The 13968-nt window shown below is 66.2% G+C and carries 18 protein-coding genes; 4 read left to right on the forward strand and 14 right to left on the reverse strand.

Translation table 11 applies throughout. The annotated features are described in order from the left end of the window. A complete protein-coding gene (gene ptsP / locus PU724_RS15125) occupies positions 1-2271 on the reverse strand; it encodes a phosphoenolpyruvate--protein phosphotransferase (protein WP_127309169.1) in 2271 nt (756 codons plus the stop codon). An 81-nt stretch (positions 2272-2352) separates the two neighbouring features. Further along, the gene (locus PU724_RS15130; protein ID WP_127286051.1) at positions 2353-3606 is read right to left on the reverse strand and encodes an aspartate kinase; all 1254 of its coding nucleotides are present in this window, start codon (positions 3604-3606) and stop codon (positions 2353-2355) included. 221 nt (positions 3607-3827) lie between these two features. On the opposite strand from PU724_RS15130, the gene PU724_RS15135 reads away from it, so the two are divergent. Further along, complete coding sequence (locus PU724_RS15135; protein ID WP_292104304.1) at positions 3828-4124, forward strand: antibiotic biosynthesis monooxygenase family protein; 297 nt, start codon at positions 3828-3830, stop codon at positions 4122-4124. 48 nt (positions 4125-4172) lie between these two features. Here PU724_RS15135 and PU724_RS15140 read toward each other — a convergent pair whose 3' ends face one another. After that, positions 4173-4745 (reverse strand): putative glycolipid-binding domain-containing protein, encoded by a 573-nt coding sequence (locus tag PU724_RS15140; protein ID WP_354419958.1) that lies wholly within the window; start codon positions 4743-4745, stop codon positions 4173-4175. A gap of 26 nt (positions 4746-4771) precedes the next feature. Beyond that, positions 4772-4957, reverse strand: a complete 186-nt coding sequence (locus PU724_RS15145; RefSeq protein WP_292104307.1) for a hypothetical protein — start codon at positions 4955-4957, stop codon at positions 4772-4774. A gap of 56 nt (positions 4958-5013) precedes the next feature. Here PU724_RS15145 and ubiG point away from each other — a divergent pair, with 56 nt between their 5' ends. Beyond that, a complete protein-coding gene (gene ubiG, locus PU724_RS15150) occupies positions 5014-5763 on the forward strand; it encodes a bifunctional 2-polyprenyl-6-hydroxyphenol methylase/3-demethylubiquinol 3-O-methyltransferase UbiG (RefSeq protein ID WP_127286047.1) in 750 nt (249 codons plus the stop codon). Between the two features lie 10 nt (positions 5764-5773). On the opposite strand, the gene PU724_RS15155 is transcribed toward ubiG, so the two are convergent. After that, positions 5774-6688 carry a DMT family transporter gene (locus PU724_RS15155; protein ID WP_354419960.1) on the reverse strand — a complete coding sequence of 305 codons (915 nt, stop codon included), beginning with the start codon at positions 6686-6688 and terminating at the stop codon, positions 5774-5776. A 101-nt stretch (positions 6689-6789) separates the two neighbouring features. Here PU724_RS15155 and PU724_RS15160 point away from each other — a divergent pair, with 101 nt between their 5' ends. Continuing rightward, positions 6790-7275 (forward strand): MarR family winged helix-turn-helix transcriptional regulator, encoded by a 486-nt coding sequence (locus PU724_RS15160; RefSeq protein WP_128346959.1) that lies wholly within the window; start codon positions 6790-6792, stop codon positions 7273-7275. Between the two features lie 4 nt (positions 7276-7279). Here the strand turns inward: PU724_RS15160 and PU724_RS15165 are convergent, their stop codons facing one another. The 4 genes from PU724_RS15165 to PU724_RS15180 all read right to left on the reverse strand — a co-directional run bounded on the left by PU724_RS15165 (position 7280) and on the right by PU724_RS15180 (position 9720). Continuing rightward, the gene (locus PU724_RS15165) at positions 7280-7705 is read right to left on the reverse strand and encodes a DUF1178 family protein (RefSeq protein ID WP_127393319.1); all 426 of its coding nucleotides are present in this window, start codon (positions 7703-7705) and stop codon (positions 7280-7282) included. After that, the gene (locus PU724_RS15170; protein ID WP_354419963.1) at positions 7702-8562 is read right to left on the reverse strand and encodes a carbon-nitrogen hydrolase family protein; all 861 of its coding nucleotides are present in this window, start codon (positions 8560-8562) and stop codon (positions 7702-7704) included. The genes PU724_RS15165 and PU724_RS15170 overlap by 4 nt, the downstream gene beginning before the upstream one ends. Before the next feature lie 2 nt (positions 8563-8564). Then, positions 8565-8834 (reverse strand): glutaredoxin 3, encoded by a 270-nt coding sequence (grxC, locus tag PU724_RS15175; RefSeq protein ID WP_127286042.1) that lies wholly within the window; start codon positions 8832-8834, stop codon positions 8565-8567. An 85-nt stretch (positions 8835-8919) separates the two neighbouring features. Further along, the gene (locus tag PU724_RS15180; protein WP_354419965.1) at positions 8920-9720 is read right to left on the reverse strand and encodes a ComF family protein; all 801 of its coding nucleotides are present in this window, start codon (positions 9718-9720) and stop codon (positions 8920-8922) included. Between the two features lie 55 nt (positions 9721-9775). Between PU724_RS15180 and PU724_RS15185 the strand changes: the two genes are divergently transcribed. Then, positions 9776-10648, forward strand: coding sequence for a methyltransferase domain-containing protein (locus tag PU724_RS15185; RefSeq protein ID WP_354419967.1), 873 nt, complete (start codon positions 9776-9778; stop codon positions 10646-10648). A 6-nt stretch (positions 10649-10654) separates the two neighbouring features. Here PU724_RS15185 and PU724_RS15190 read toward each other — a convergent pair whose 3' ends face one another. From PU724_RS15190 to argJ, 5 genes are all read right to left on the reverse strand, one after another. Then, positions 10655-10843, reverse strand: coding sequence for a Flp family type IVb pilin (locus PU724_RS15190; RefSeq protein WP_354419969.1), 189 nt, complete (start codon positions 10841-10843; stop codon positions 10655-10657). Positions 10844-10948: 105 nt separating this feature from the next. Next, positions 10949-11257 carry a hypothetical protein gene (locus tag PU724_RS15195; RefSeq protein ID WP_127285210.1) on the reverse strand — a complete coding sequence of 103 codons (309 nt, stop codon included), beginning with the start codon at positions 11255-11257 and terminating at the stop codon, positions 10949-10951. A gap of 103 nt (positions 11258-11360) precedes the next feature. Then, positions 11361-11783: a (deoxy)nucleoside triphosphate pyrophosphohydrolase gene (locus PU724_RS15200; RefSeq protein WP_128275115.1), complete on the reverse strand. Its 423-nt coding sequence runs from the start codon at positions 11781-11783 to the stop codon at positions 11361-11363. Beyond that, positions 11780-12529 carry a GNAT family N-acetyltransferase gene (locus PU724_RS15205; RefSeq protein ID WP_354419971.1) on the reverse strand — a complete coding sequence of 250 codons (750 nt, stop codon included), beginning with the start codon at positions 12527-12529 and terminating at the stop codon, positions 11780-11782. The genes PU724_RS15200 and PU724_RS15205 overlap by 4 nt, the downstream gene beginning before the upstream one ends. A gap of 29 nt (positions 12530-12558) precedes the next feature. Beyond that, entirely contained in the window at positions 12559-13800 is a 1242-nt protein-coding gene (argJ, locus tag PU724_RS15210; protein ID WP_128346444.1) for a bifunctional glutamate N-acetyltransferase/amino-acid acetyltransferase ArgJ, read from the reverse strand. Between the last annotated feature and the right edge of the window lie 168 nt (positions 13801-13968).

Genomic DNA, 13968 nt, shown 5'->3' on the forward strand with positions numbered 1-13968 from the left:
CTATAGCGGAATGGAGCGGTCGTCGGCAAAGGCCTGCAGCAGCGCCCGCATCGGCAGCCCTTGCGCCGGCGCCATCAGATTGTCGGCGAAGAAGGCCTGCAACTCGTCGAGCGGCAGTTCCGTCAGCATCGCCTTGACCGGGCCGATCGAGGCCGGCGACATCGAGATCGAGCGGAAGCCGAGGCCGATCAGCGCCATCGCCGATATCGGTTTTCCGGCGAGTTCCCCGCACAGCGTCACCGGCGTGTGATTGCGGGCGCCGGCATCGGCGATCTGCTTCAGCACCCGCAGGAACGGCGCCGACAGCGTGTCGAAACGGTCGGACAATTGCGTGTTGCCGCGATCGACCGCCATGACGAACTGGAACAGGTCGTTGGAGCCGACCGAGACGAAGTCGACCGCCTTCATCAGCTCGTCGAGCTGGAACAGCAGCGACGGCACTTCGAGCATCGCGCCGAGCTTCAGGCTGGTCGGCAGGTGGTGGGCAAAGCGCGACAGATGCCTGACCTCGCGATCGATGATCTCGCGCGCCTGGGCGATCTCGCCGAGCTCCGTCACCATCGGCAGCATCAGCTTCAGCTCGCGGCCGCCGCAAGCTTTCAGCAAGGCGCGGATCTGCGTCCTCAGCAGGCCCGGGCGATCGAGGGTGAGCCGGATCGCCCGCCAGCCGAGCGCCGGGTTCTCCTCCTGCAGCGCGCCCTTGAAATAGGGCAGCACCTTGTCGCCGCCGATGTCGATTGTGCGGAAGGTCACCGGCTTGCCGCGCGCCGCTTCGAGCACGTCGCGGTAGAGCCGCTCCTGCGCTTCGGCGCGCGGGAAGGTCGAGGCGACCATGAATTGCAACTCGGTGCGGAACAGGCCGATGCCGGCCGCGCCAGACTCGGCAAGCTGCGGCAGGTCGACGGCGAGGCCGGCGTTCATCAGGAGGTCGACCGCAACACCGTCCTTGGTCACCGACGGCTTCTTGCGCAGCTCGCGATAGACCTCCTGCCGGCGGGCGCGGAAGCGCACCTTCTCGGCATAGGCGGCCTCGAGGTCGGGCTGCGGCCTGAGATGGATCGTGCCCTCTTCGCCGTCGACGATGATGGCATCGCCGTTTTCCGCCATCGAAACGGCGCCCTTCATCTGCCCGGCGACGGGAATGCCCATGGCGCGCGCCACGATGACGACGTGGCTGGTTGCCGCCCCATCCTCCAGCACCACGCCGCGCAGCTTGTCGCGCGGGTAGTCGAGCAGCTCGGCGGCGCCCATCGAACGGGCGACGAGGATGGCATCCTTCGGCAGCGACGCCGCGACATCCTCCGGCCCGCGCCCCATCAGCTGGCGCAGCAGGCGGTTGGCAAGGTCGTCGAAATCGCTCATCCGCTCGCGCAGATAGGGGTCGGTCATGTGCAGCATGCGGGCGCGCATGTCGCTCTGCACCTTCTCCACCGCTGCTTCCGCCGTCAGGCCGTTGCGGATCGCCTCTTCCAGCCGGCGCACCCAGCCGCTGTCGTTGGCGAACATGCGGTAGGCCTCGAGAACCTCGCGGTGCTCGCCCTCGAAGGCGACCTCGCGGCGCTCCAGCATGTCGTCGATGGACAGCCTCAGCGAGCCGAGCGAGGCCTGCAGCCGGCGGACTTCCTCCTCGCTGTCCTCGTTGAACAGATTGGTGACGACGATGCGCGGCTCGTGCAGCACGACATGGCCGAGCCCGACGCCTTCGTTGAACGAGAGGCCGGTGAAGCTGACCGGGCGGCGCAGGTCGAGCTCCAGACCCGGGCGGGTCAGCCTGGCGAGATCGCCGGTGGCGATCATCTCGGCGATGACCATTGCCGTCGTTTCCAGAGCCTCGACTTCATCGTCGCGGTAGTGGCGCATGGTCTTGTTCTGCACCACGAGCACGCCAAGCGTCCGCCCTGCCCTGAGCACTGGCACCCCGAGGAAGGAGTTGTAGATCTCTTCGCCGGTCTCCGGCAGGTAGGCGAAGGCCGGATGCTCCTGCGCGTTGGAAAGGTTGAGCGGCCGTGCGCTGGCGGCGATGGTGCCGACGAGACCCTGGCCGAGCCGCAACTGCGCCAGGTGGACGGCGTTCGGATTGAGACCTTCGGTGGCGTAGAGCTCGAGCACCGAATCGGCGCGCAGCACATAGAGCGAGCACACCTCGGCGACCATGTTGGAGGCGATGTCGCGCACGATGCGGTCGAGCCGCTCCTGCGGCTCCAGCGGCTCCTGCATGAGCTCGCGGAGCCGCTTCAGCAGAACGCGCGGGCCACTGGCCGTATCACGCATCGCGGCTTCTTCTCCAATAGAGTCCTTGCCGGCGCAGTTTCCGCCGCGCCCGGCACTCACGCAACAACTGATTCAGTCTTGCTATTGCTTATCCAGACCGTAGACGGAATGCAAAGTGCGAACCGCCAATTCGGTATACGGACCGTCGATCAGTATCGAAATCTTGATCTCGGAAGTGGTGATGGCGCGGATATTGATCGCCTTGTCGGCCAGCGCCTTGAAGGCGGTGGCGGCGACACCCGCGTGGCTGCGCATGCCGATGCCGATGACCGACACCTTCGACATGCCGGCTTCCGACTGCACCACATCATAGCCGACATCGGCTTTCAGGCGCTCCAGCACCGCAAGCGCCTTGTCGACGTCGCCCGACGGCACCGTGAAGGTCATGTCGGTGAACTTGCCGTCCTCGGAGATGTTCTGGACGATCATGTCGACATTGATGTTGGCTTCGGCCAGCGGCCCGAAGATGCCGGCGGCAACGCCGGGGCGATCGCCGACGCGGCGCAGCGAAATCTGCGCCTCGTCCTTGGCGTAGGCAATTCCGGTGACGACCTGCTGTTCCACGATCTCTTCCTCGTCGCAAATAAGCGTTCCGGGCGGATTGAGCAAATCCCCCATTCCGGGCGCGTCGGGATCGTCGAAGGACGACCGCACGAAGGTACGCACCCTGTGCACCATGGCAAGCTCGACCGAGCGCACCTGCAGCACCTTGGCGCCGAGCGAGGCCATTTCGAGCATTTCCTCGAAGGAAATCTTGGCCAGCCGCCGCGCCTTCGGCTCGATGCGCGGATCGGTGGTGTAGACGCCGTCGACATCGGTATAGATGTCGCAGCGGTCGGCCTTGACCGCCGCCGCGATCGCCACGGCGCTGGTGTCGGAGCCGCCGCGGCCGAGCGTTGCGATGCGGTTGTCCGGGCCGATGCCCTGGAACCCGGCGATGACGGCCACCTGGCCCTCGCCGAAGCGCTTGATCAGGAAGCCGCCGTCGATGTCGAGAATGCGCGCCGCGCCATGCGCGTTGTCGGTCTTGATCGGGATCTGCCAGCCCTGCCAGGAGCGGGCATGAACGCCCATGTTCTGCAGCGTGATCGCCAGGAGACCGGCCGTGACCTGCTCCCCGGAGGCGACCACGGCGTCATATTCGCGCGCGTCGTGCATCGGCGAGGCCTCGCGCGTCCAGCCGACCAGTTCATTGGTCTTGCCGGCCATCGCCGAGACCACGACCGCGACCTCATGGCCGGCGTCGACCTCGCGTTTGACATGGCGCGCCACGTTGCGGATGCGGGCGATGTCGGCGACGGAGGTTCCGCCGAATTTCATCACGATGCGCGCCATGGAAACGAAATGCCTTTGACTGGATGCCGGGCCGTGGGGCCGAAAAAACACGCCGGCCAAGGCCGGGTGCTGAATGCGCGGCCTCCTTAGCCAAATGATCAGGATTTCGCAAGCGATGGCGCGCAACAACGATTCGCGCTGAAAATATCGGGGTTGCTGACAGATTTGAGCACCAGGTCATGCGATAGATGAGCCTGGAGGCCCGACACCGAGGAGGATAGATGGCCGAGACCCTGGAAATCGTCACCTTCCGGCTGAAGCCCGGAACCGAAGCGGGCTTTGTCGACGGCAACGGCCTGCTCAGCGACTGGCTGGCGCGGCAGCCCGGTTTCCTCAGCCGCTGCCTGGCCAGGCAGGACGACGGCGGCTGGGTCGATCTGGTGCGCTGGCAGAGCCGCGAGCAGGCGCTTGCCGCCGCCGGTCGGATCATGGCCGAGATCGGCGATTGCCAGGCGATGCGGGCCATCGATCCCGCCAGCGTCGACATGAAGCATCTGGCGGTGGCGCTCGCCGTCTGACCTTGATCCCGCTGCCGGCGAATTCCTGGCGTGCTGGGACGCCGATCCTCATTCCAGCCGCGCCGCGCTTCGCCACAGGCCGGGGTAATCGAGGACGAAACCAGCCGGTGAAACTTCCAGGATCGCATTGCAGCCGAACATCGGCGCATCATAGCCGTAACGAGTATCGTCGAGCCGCCGGTAGCTCTGCTCGAGGCGCATCAGCCTGAGTTCGGGAAAGGCCAGATAGGCGGCCGGCGCGGGCGTCGACATGCCGACCCCGAGGTCGAAGCGGCGGATCGCCAGGAGGTTTGTGGCGGGCGTGAAGCCGAGATCGACGTCGATCAGGCCGGCGACCTCCGCCTGGCCGGCGCCGTTCAGCGTCCAGCCGCCATCGGCAAGCCGCTCGATCTCAAAGTGCAGGGTTTCCGCGCCGAGAAAACCGTCGACGCACGCCGAGCGCGTCCGCCAGCCGGAATCGCAGTCGGCTTCATAGGCGAGGCTGCAGGGCTTGTCGTCATGGACGAAGAGCGCCTGGCCCCTGAGCTTCCAACCGTCGTCCGTCTCGGAAAGCAGGCAGGCATCGTGCCCTTCCAGCTCGAGCCGTCGCCATAGGATCGAAGAGTGCGGGCGTATGATCATGCTCCTGTTTGAAACATCATGCCTCATCATTCGTCCGTCAGGGCAATGCCGTTGCCGTTGCGGGCCGACGAAACTGCCATGTGCTGACAGAACGCCTCCGCCCGGCCGCCGGCGCGCGCAGGCTCGCTGTTCGCTCGTGGCAGCAGTCGAAAAAAGCCGCCTTGACATTCGCGGCTCGGCAACCGACTTCCTAGCACTTTGATTTTGCGCATGATCCTTTCCGAAAATCGAAAGCGATTTTCGGGGTCATGCGCCAGGAGATCCGCCCATGCCAGAGCCCCGACGGTCGACGATCGATGCCGGAGAAGTGGAACGCTTTTCCGCGCTGGCCGCCGAATGGTGGAACCCCAACGGCAAGTTCCGGCCGTTGCACAAGTTCAATCCGGTGCGGCTTGCCTATATCCGCGACCAGGTGGCGGCGCGCTTCGGCCGCGATCCGCGCGCGGCCAGACCGTTCGAAGGCCTGCGCTTCCTAGACATCGGCTGCGGCGGCGGTCTGCTGTGCGAGCCGATGGCGCGGCTCGGAGCCGAAGTGGTCGGCGCCGATGCCTCCGCCACCAACATCGAAGTGGCGAAGCTGCACGCGGCCGAGGTGGGCGTCAGCGTCGATTACCGCGCCACGACGGCTGAGGACCTCGCCGACGCCGGCGAGACATTCGACGTCATCCTCAACATGGAAGTGGTCGAGCATGTCGCCGACATCGACCTGTTCGTGGCCAAATGCGGCCAGATGGTCAAACCGGGCGGCATCATGTTCGTCGCCACCATCAACCGCACGCTGAAGGCGCTCGGCCTCGCCATCATCGGCGCCGAATATGTGCTGCGCTGGCTGCCGCGCGGCACCCACCAGTTCGGCAAGCTGGTACGGCCGGAGGAGCTGGAAAAGGCCCTCGGCGCGGCCAGCCTGACCATCATCGACCGCACCGGCGTCGTCTACCATCCGCTCGCCGACCGCTGGCAGCGGTCGAAGGACATGGACGTCAACTACATGGTCCTGGCCGAAAAAGCCTCGGTCTGACCTCTCCCTGTCAGGCTGCCTGGCTCCGCATCTTCAAGCTCGTCTGGTTCTGCGCCTTTGTGGTGATGAACACGCCGATCGTGATGATCACCGCGCCCGCCCAGGTCAACAACTGATAGTGCTCACCAAGGAAGACCGTGCCGGCAAACAGGCCGACCGCGGCCGCGACATAGCCGATCTGGCTGAGATAGACCGGACCGCCGACCGCTTGCAGCCGGAAGAAGAAGGCAAACATCGCCGACGCCGACGCCACCTGTCCGGCGACCACCAGCGGCACGCCGCCGAGCGGGGCAAATGCGCCCTTGCCCAGCAGGGTGAGGATGCCGGCCAGCAGCAGCGTCGCCGAGGCCAGATGGCTGCCGACGGCAAGTTCGATCGGACCGGTGTCTTCGGGCCAGTCGACGGTGCGGTAGATGTTGCCGGCAGCGAGGCTGACCGGGATCAGCAATCCGACCGCCACCCAGAAGAACTCGGCCGGCTGGCCGGCCTCGCCGCGCGTGACCGCCACCATCACCGCGCCGACGAAGCCGACCGCGATGCCGACGACACCGAGCAGGTTTGGCCGCCTGACGCCGAGCAGGATCGAGAACACCAGCGTGACGACGGGCGAGAGCGTGAACATGATGCCGGTGTAACCGGCTCCCAGATGCGGGATGGCCGAGAACATCAGCAAATTGGGGACCGCATAGGACACGGCGGCGGTGACGAAGAAATAGCGCAATTTGTGCGCCGTCAGCCGGATGCGTTCGCCGCGCAGCAGGAGCGCCAGCAACAGCACGCCGCCGGCGCCGAGCGAGATGACGAAAGCCCAGACCATGGCCGGAACGCCGGCCGCCGTCGCCAGCTTGCCGAACGGCAGCGTCAGGCCGAGCAGGCCGCCGGTGACGACCAGCAGGCCGGCCGCCGAATCCCAGAGAAGTTTCATCGGATGGTCCCGTCGTTCAATCGCGGCGCTTGGCCGCTATTGTGTTTTGCGATAACATAGTGCAAAGATTCTTTATGTCAAGATACTTTTCGGTGAGATAGATGGATCGGGCGGCAAGGGCGATCGAGCAGTGGCAAAGGGAACGGCCGGACCTGGACGTCTCGCCTATGGCCGTGATCGGACGGCTGAACGAAGCCGCCTCGCTGATCTCGCGCGAGCGGCTGGCGCCGCTGTTTGCCCGCTTCGGATTGCAGCAAGGCGAGTTCGACGTGCTGGCGACCCTGCGCCGCTCCGGCACGCCCTACGCCTTGACGCCGACCGATCTCTACGAGGCGACGATGGTGACCTCGGGCGCCATGACCGCCCGGCTGGACCGGTTGGAGAAGGCCGGTTTGATCGAACGCGCGCCGCATCCCAGCGACCGCCGCGGCGTGGTGGTGCGGTTGACCGAAAAGGGTTTGGCCTTGACCGACGAGGCGCTCGCCGCCCATGTCGCCAACGAACATGAAATCCTCGCCGGACTGACCGCGCCGGAGCGGGAGACACTGGCCAGTCTGCTTGGAAAGCTGATCGGAAGCCTGAGCTGAATGCTCAGTTGCGGTCGTCGGGAAAGCTGGGGATCGGCATGAACTCGACGCCATCCTCGACCAGACTCTTTGCCTCGTCGACCGTCGCCTCGCCATAGATGCCGCGCGGATCGGTCTCGCCGAAATGGATCTTGCGCGCTTCCTCGGCGAATTTGTCGCCAACATAGTCGGCATTCTCGCGCACCTTCTCGGCCATCGCCTTCAACTGCGCCAACGCCTGCTTCTGCGCTTCGCCCATGGCGAGCGCGATCTTTTCCTGCTTGCGCCCGGTCGAGACGGCCGGCGCCATCAGCGCCTTGTCGACCTTGTGCGAGCCGCAGTTCGGGCAGTCGACGAACCCGCGCTTCTTCTGGGTGTCGAAATCGTCGTTGCTCCGGAACCACGCCTCGAATTCGTGCTCATGCTCGCAGATCAGGGAGAAACGGATCAAGAGGCGGCACCCCTGAGGCGGGGCGCCTCGCCGGCATTGATCGAGAACTCGCGCGCATTCTTGAGATTGGGGATCTTCCTGCGCGCGGCAAGCGACTGCGCCGGGTCGATCTCGGCGACGATCACCGCCGGCTGGTCGTGCGCCGCTTCCGCGACAATGCGGCCCCACGGGTCGACGATCAGCGAATGGCCATAGGTCTCGCGGCCGTCCTCGTGCAATCCGCCCTGGGCAGCCGCAACCAAATAGGCGCCGTTCTCGATGGCGCGGGCCCGAAGCAGCACATGCCAATGCGCCTCGCCGGTCTGCCGGGTGAAAGCGGCGGGCACCGACAACAAGTCGGCGCCGGCCAGCGCCTCGGCGCGGAAGAGCTGCGGGAAGCGCAAATCGTAGCAGACGGCAAAGCCGAGCTTCGCGCCGCCGATCTCGGCGACGACAGCTTCGGTGCCCGGCTCGTAAGCGGCGGATTCGCGCCAACTCTCACCATTGTCGAGATCGACGTCGAACATGTGGATCTTGTCGTAGCTGGCTATCGTCGCCCCATCCGGCGCGAACAGCATGGCGCGGTTTGCCAGCTTGCCGTCGGCGCGCAGGATGGCGGTCGAGCCGATGTGCAGGAAAATGCCGAGTTCCCTGGCCAGCTTCCTGGCGGTCGAGACGATGATGTCCTTGTCCTCGGAGGTGAAGGAAGCGGCACGCGCCTCCTTGTCGCGCACCAGCGCGCCGGTCATCTCGGGGGTCTGGATATAGGTTGCGCCAAGGCCTGCCGCCTCGCGCACGAGGCGCTCCAGATCGACCGCGTTGCGCTCCGGGCTCTCGCCCGAACGCATCTGCACCGCCGCTGCCTTGAAAACACCCATGGTCAAGCCCTCGAACCGTTGGCAAGCAACACATCGAGCCGGCCCTCCGCCTCCAGATCATGGAGGTCGTCGGAGCCGCCGACATGCGTGTCGCCGATGAAAATCTGCGGAAACGTGGTGCGGCCATGCGCCCGGGAAATCATCTCCTGGCGCAGTTCCGGCGAGAAGGAAGCATCATGCTCGGTATAGGCGACGCCCTTGCGGTCGAGGAGCCGCTTGGCTGCGGTGCAATAGCCGCACATCATCCGGGTATAGATCGTCACATCGATCATCAGCCAGCAATCCTGCCTATGCATGCGCCTGGAGGCGCGTGGCGCTTCCGGGATAACGACATGCACGAAAACAACAATTCTCGCTTTATATAGTCGCGGACTCGTCGGCCCGAAAGTCCCCCGGCAAAACGCGCGCGAAGGTCAGCACGTCGACGGCTCCGGCGCCGCCCTTCTTCAGCGCCTTGGCCACCGACCTCACTGTCGCGCCGGTGGTGTAGACATCGTCGATCAACAGCACCCGGCGGCCGGCGATCTCGATCTCCGCCTCGGTCGGCACGCGGAAGGCGGCGCGCACGTTGTCCTCGCGCTCCTGCCGCTCCAGCCCGACCTGCTGGCGGGTGAGCTTCACGCGCCTCACAGCCGAAGGCGAGAAAGGCAGGCCGCTGAGGTGCGATACCGCCCTGGCCAGCTCGGCCGACTGGTTGAACTGCCGCCGGAAGAAGCGCCGCCAGTGCAACGGCACCGGCACGACGAGATCGGCCTCCGCGATCAGCTCGGCTCCGGCGCGCAGCATCCAGCGCGCCATCCATGGCGCCAGATCCGTGCGGTCCTGATACTTCAGGCCTTGCACCATCTGGCGCGCCACGCCGGAATAGACGACCGCGGCCCGCGCCCGTTCGAAGGGCGGCGGATCGGCGATCGCTTCGGCCGAGAGGAAGCCTTCGCCCATGTCATGGGTGAACGGCGTGCCCATCACGGCGCACCAGGGTCGTTCCAGCAGCCTGAGCTTCGGCCAGCAGGTGCCGCACAGCACGCCGGGCTGCGAGACATGGCGCCGGCAGCCGGCGCAGACCGGCGGAAACAGGATGCGCGCCGGCAAGGCCAGTGCCCGCCGCGCGATGGTCCCGAGTTCAACGGTCTTGATCTTCGGCATTGGATCGGCCACGTGGTTTCGTCGCCGCTCCACTATAATCGGAGCGCGGAAAACAGGAACCTGCCCGTTGCAGCCTATCATCGACACCTCGCTCTGGCTGGCGCGCAAGCGCCGCGCCCTGGCCCATTCCGTGGGCGGCGCCGATTTCCTGATGCGGCGGGCAGCCGATGACCTTGCCGACCGGCTCGGCGCTGTCGAGCGCAGCTTCGGCAAGGCGGCCGCGCTGTTTTGCCAGACGCCGGCGGCAGCGGATGTGCTCGCCGAAAGCGGCAAGGCGGCGGAGATCGCGCGCGTCGAAGCGGACGCGGCTTTCCTCGCAGACAGGGTAGGCCTTGTCGCGCCGATGGAGACGGTGCCGTTCGAGGCCGAGAGCCTCGATCTGGTTGTCTCGCTGCTGTCGTTGCAGGCGATGAACGATATTCCCGGCATGCTGGCGCAGATCCGCCGGGCGCTGCGGCCAGACGGGCTTTTCCTCGGCGCCCTGGCCGGCGCCGGCACGCTTTCCGAATTGCGCGAGAGCCTGCTCGCCGCCGAGACCGAGCTCTACGGCGGCGCCAGCCCGCGCGTCATTCCCTTCACCGATGTCCGCGACGCCGGCGCGCTGCTGCAGCGCGCCGGCCTGGCGCTGCCGGTCGCCGATGTCGAGACGGTGACGGTCCGCTACGACACCATGTTCGACCTGCTCGCCGACCTCAGAGCCATGGGCGAGACCAGCGCGCTCGTCGACCGCAGCCGGCGGCCCGGCACGCGAAAATTCCTCGCCCGCGCCGCCGAGATCTACGCTGAGCGGTTTTCCGACCCCGATGGCCGGATCAGGGCGAGCTTCTCGATTGTATGGCTGTCAGGCTGGGCGCCCGATGCTTCGCAGCAAAAGCCGCTGAAGCCGGGCTCGGCAAAGGTTTCGCTGAAGACGATCCTGGAAGACCCGCAGCGGCGTTGAGACCGATCAGTGCTGGGCGAAGGCGTTGACGAGCTGGCTGTTGGTGTCGCTGAACAGCCACTGTATCGCATTGGCTGCCCTGCCGACGCCGCCGACGATGGCAAGCGACAGCACTGCGGCGATCAGGCCATACTCGATGGCTGTCGCGCCTCTCTCGTCGTGAATGAACCGTTGCAGAAGCTTTTTCATGGTCATCGATCCCTCTTGCCAGGACCATAGCTCCTACCTGTTAAGAAAGGTTAACGGCAAAAGCTTAACAGGCGGTGAAACGGGCCGTTTCTCGGAAATTTGTTAACTATATCAACACTCGCCGCTGCGCGAGCCGTCGCTGCGGATCACGCAGACCGAACTGGGCAGAGGCTGCAAGACGCTGCGGCGCAGCGTATAGGTGTCGCGATGGCCGATCGTACCGGTGCTCATCGTGTCGACGCCGGCAAAACCGTCGCGGGCCGACCGCGTCTGGCTGTCGAGCAAAGGCGCGGCGATCAAGGCGAGCGCCACCGCGGCCGAGCCGAACAGAAGCGTGATGCGCAATATGCCCATACCGGCATCGGCGGCGCGAAAGCCGCGCTCCGGCCGGATCGAGTCCCAGTCTTTGTCGAGGCTCATGCAATCGCTCCCCACGCGAATCGGCCGGGACCCGGCTTTGCCTCAATTTTCCACACCGGGATAAATCTTCCATTAACGCTGGCTAAAACCAGCGCCCAGGCTCTCATAGGAGATCGATGAGGAACTGGATCAGCGGCGCGTCGGCCGGCGGCATCGGATAGTCGCGCATCTGGCGCGGCCGCACCCATTTCAGCCCCTGTCCTTCCTTTGGCTGCGCGATTCCGCGAAAGCGGCGGCAGACGAAGAGCGGCATCAGCAGGTGAAAATCATCGTAGCTGTGGCTGGCGAAGGTGAGCGGCGCGAGACAGGGGATGTCCGTTTCGATGCCGAGTTCCTCCTGGAGCTCCCGGATCAGGCACTCCTCCGGTGTTTCACCGGGCTCGACCTTGCCGCCCGGGAATTCCCACAGGCCGGCGAGCTGCTTGCCTTCGGGGCGTTGCGCCAGCAGCACGCGACCATCGGCGTCGACCAGCGCGCAGGCGGCGACGAGAAGCAGGCGCTTACCGGCTGGCTTGACTTCGCTCATGCGCCGGGCGGCCGACGATAGTGGTAGCGGTAGACTTCCTCGAAGCCCAACGAGCGGTAGAGCCCCAGCGCCGGCGCGTTGCCCGCTTCGACCTGCAGCCAGGCCTCCCGCGCGCCGCGCAGTGGTGCCCATTTCAGCGCCGACAGGATAAGGTTGCGGCCGTGGCCTTGGTTGCGCACCGATCTGTCGGTGGCGATCTCGAACAATCCGGCGAGGTCGCCGTCATGGACGCAGATCAGCGTCGCCAGCGGTTCGTTGCCGTCCTCGAGCGCGAACAGCCCGGCCTCGGGCTGGATGGCGCCGATGATCTCCGACAGGCCCGGCCTGAGCGACACGTCCGAGCCGCTGACCTTCAGCGACGCGCCGATGAAGCGGCTGATGTCTTTCAGCGGAATCTGGTCCATGGCGGTGTCGAGACGGGCGTCGGCCAGCGGCAGCCGCATCACCAGGGATTCGTCGAAGCTGCTCCAGCCTTCGCCGTCGAGATGTTTGGAAAGGACAGGGCCTGACAGCGGCGATATGCGGAACGTCAGCGGCCGGCCATAGGCGTCGAAACGCCGGCTGGCGCGGCCGATGCGCTCGGCGATGTGCTGGGTGTCGCCGGGGTCGAGCGGATTGACCGAGTTCAGCCGCTTGGCCGGATGCCCGGCCGTCAGCCGCACCACCCAGGTGCCGTCATAGTGGACGGCGGCCGCCGGCCAGGCGCGGAAACCGGCCGCCTCGTAGCGGCGGACGGTCGCGAGCATGCTTGCCGGATGTCTGGACACCAACGCCCTCAGCTCCGGTAATCGCCGTTGATGGCGACATATTCCTTGGTGAGGTCGCACGTCCACACCGTCGCCTTGCCGCGCCCGATGCCGATATCTGCGCGGATGCGGATATCGTCGCGCTTCATATAGGCCGAGGTCGCTTCCTCGGAATAAGCCGGATCGCGCTCGCCCTCATGCGCCAGCCTGTTGTCGCCGAACCAGATCGACAAAAGGTCGCGGTCGGCGGGCTCGCCGGCCTTGCCGACCGCCATGACGACGCGGCCCCAATTGGCGTCCTCGCCGGCGACGGCCGTCTTGACCAGCGGCGAATTGGCGATCGACAGCGCGATGCGCTTGGCCGAACGGGCCGACTTGGCGCCGGTAACGGTGACTTCGACCTGCTTGCGCGCGCCCTCGCCGTCGCGCACCACCTGCAGCGCCAGCGTCTTCAGCACCTTGCCGAGCGCACGGCGGAACGCGCCGAGCCGCGCGTCCTTGGCATCGCTGATCGCGGGTGCGCCGCGCTTGGCAGCGGCGCCCGTGGCAAACAGCAGCAGCGTGTCGCTGGTCGAGGTGTCGCTGTCGACGGTGACCGCGTTGAAGGTCTTGGCGGTGCCGCGCGACAACAGATCCTGCAGCACGGGTGCGGCGATCGGCGCGTCGGTGGCGATGAAGGAGAGCATCGTCGCCATGTCGGGCGCGATCATGCCGGCGCCCTTGGCGATGCCGTTGATGGTGACGTCGGCGTCGCCGAGCTTCACCGTCGCCGTCGCCACCTTCGGATAGGTGTCGGTCGTCATGATGGCCTTGGCCGCCTCGGTCCACAGGTCGGGCTTGCCGTCCTTGACCAGCCCGGCGAGCAGATGGCTGAACCTGGCCGTGTCGAGCGGCTCGCCGATGACGCCAGTGGAGGCCAGGAACACCTCGCTCGTGGCGCATCCGGCGGCCTTGGCCGCCGCCTCGCCGGTCAGCGCTGTTGAAGCGCGGCCCTTCTTGCCGGTGAAGGCATTGGCGTTGCCGGAATTGACCACCAGCACGCGCGCCTTGCCGGCGCCGAGGTTCTGCCGGCAGAAATCGACCGGCGCCGACGGGCATTTCGACTTGGTGAACACCCCGGCGACGGCGGTGCCCGGATCGAAGACCATGGCCAGGAGGTCGGTGCGGTTCTTGTATTTGATCCCCGCCTCGGCGGTGGCGATGCGCACGCCCTCGATCGCGGGCATTTTTGGATATTTCTTCGGCGCGAGCGGCGAAATCGTTGCGGACATGAGGACCTCGGGCGGCGGAAACGCTGGGGAAGGCCGGTTTGCCCGATACGACGCGCCGGCGCAAGGGCGTTTTCGTCGCTCCTGCCGGCCGCTCCGCATGCCTGCACGGCCGCGCATTTGGGGAGGCCCCGGAACGGGCCGTATCGTTTCGCCGAGAAGCCTTGTATC

The organism is Mesorhizobium abyssinicae (assembly GCF_049887195.1).
In the GTDB taxonomy this organism is placed as follows: Bacteria; Pseudomonadota; Alphaproteobacteria; order Rhizobiales; family Rhizobiaceae; genus Mesorhizobium; species Mesorhizobium abyssinicae.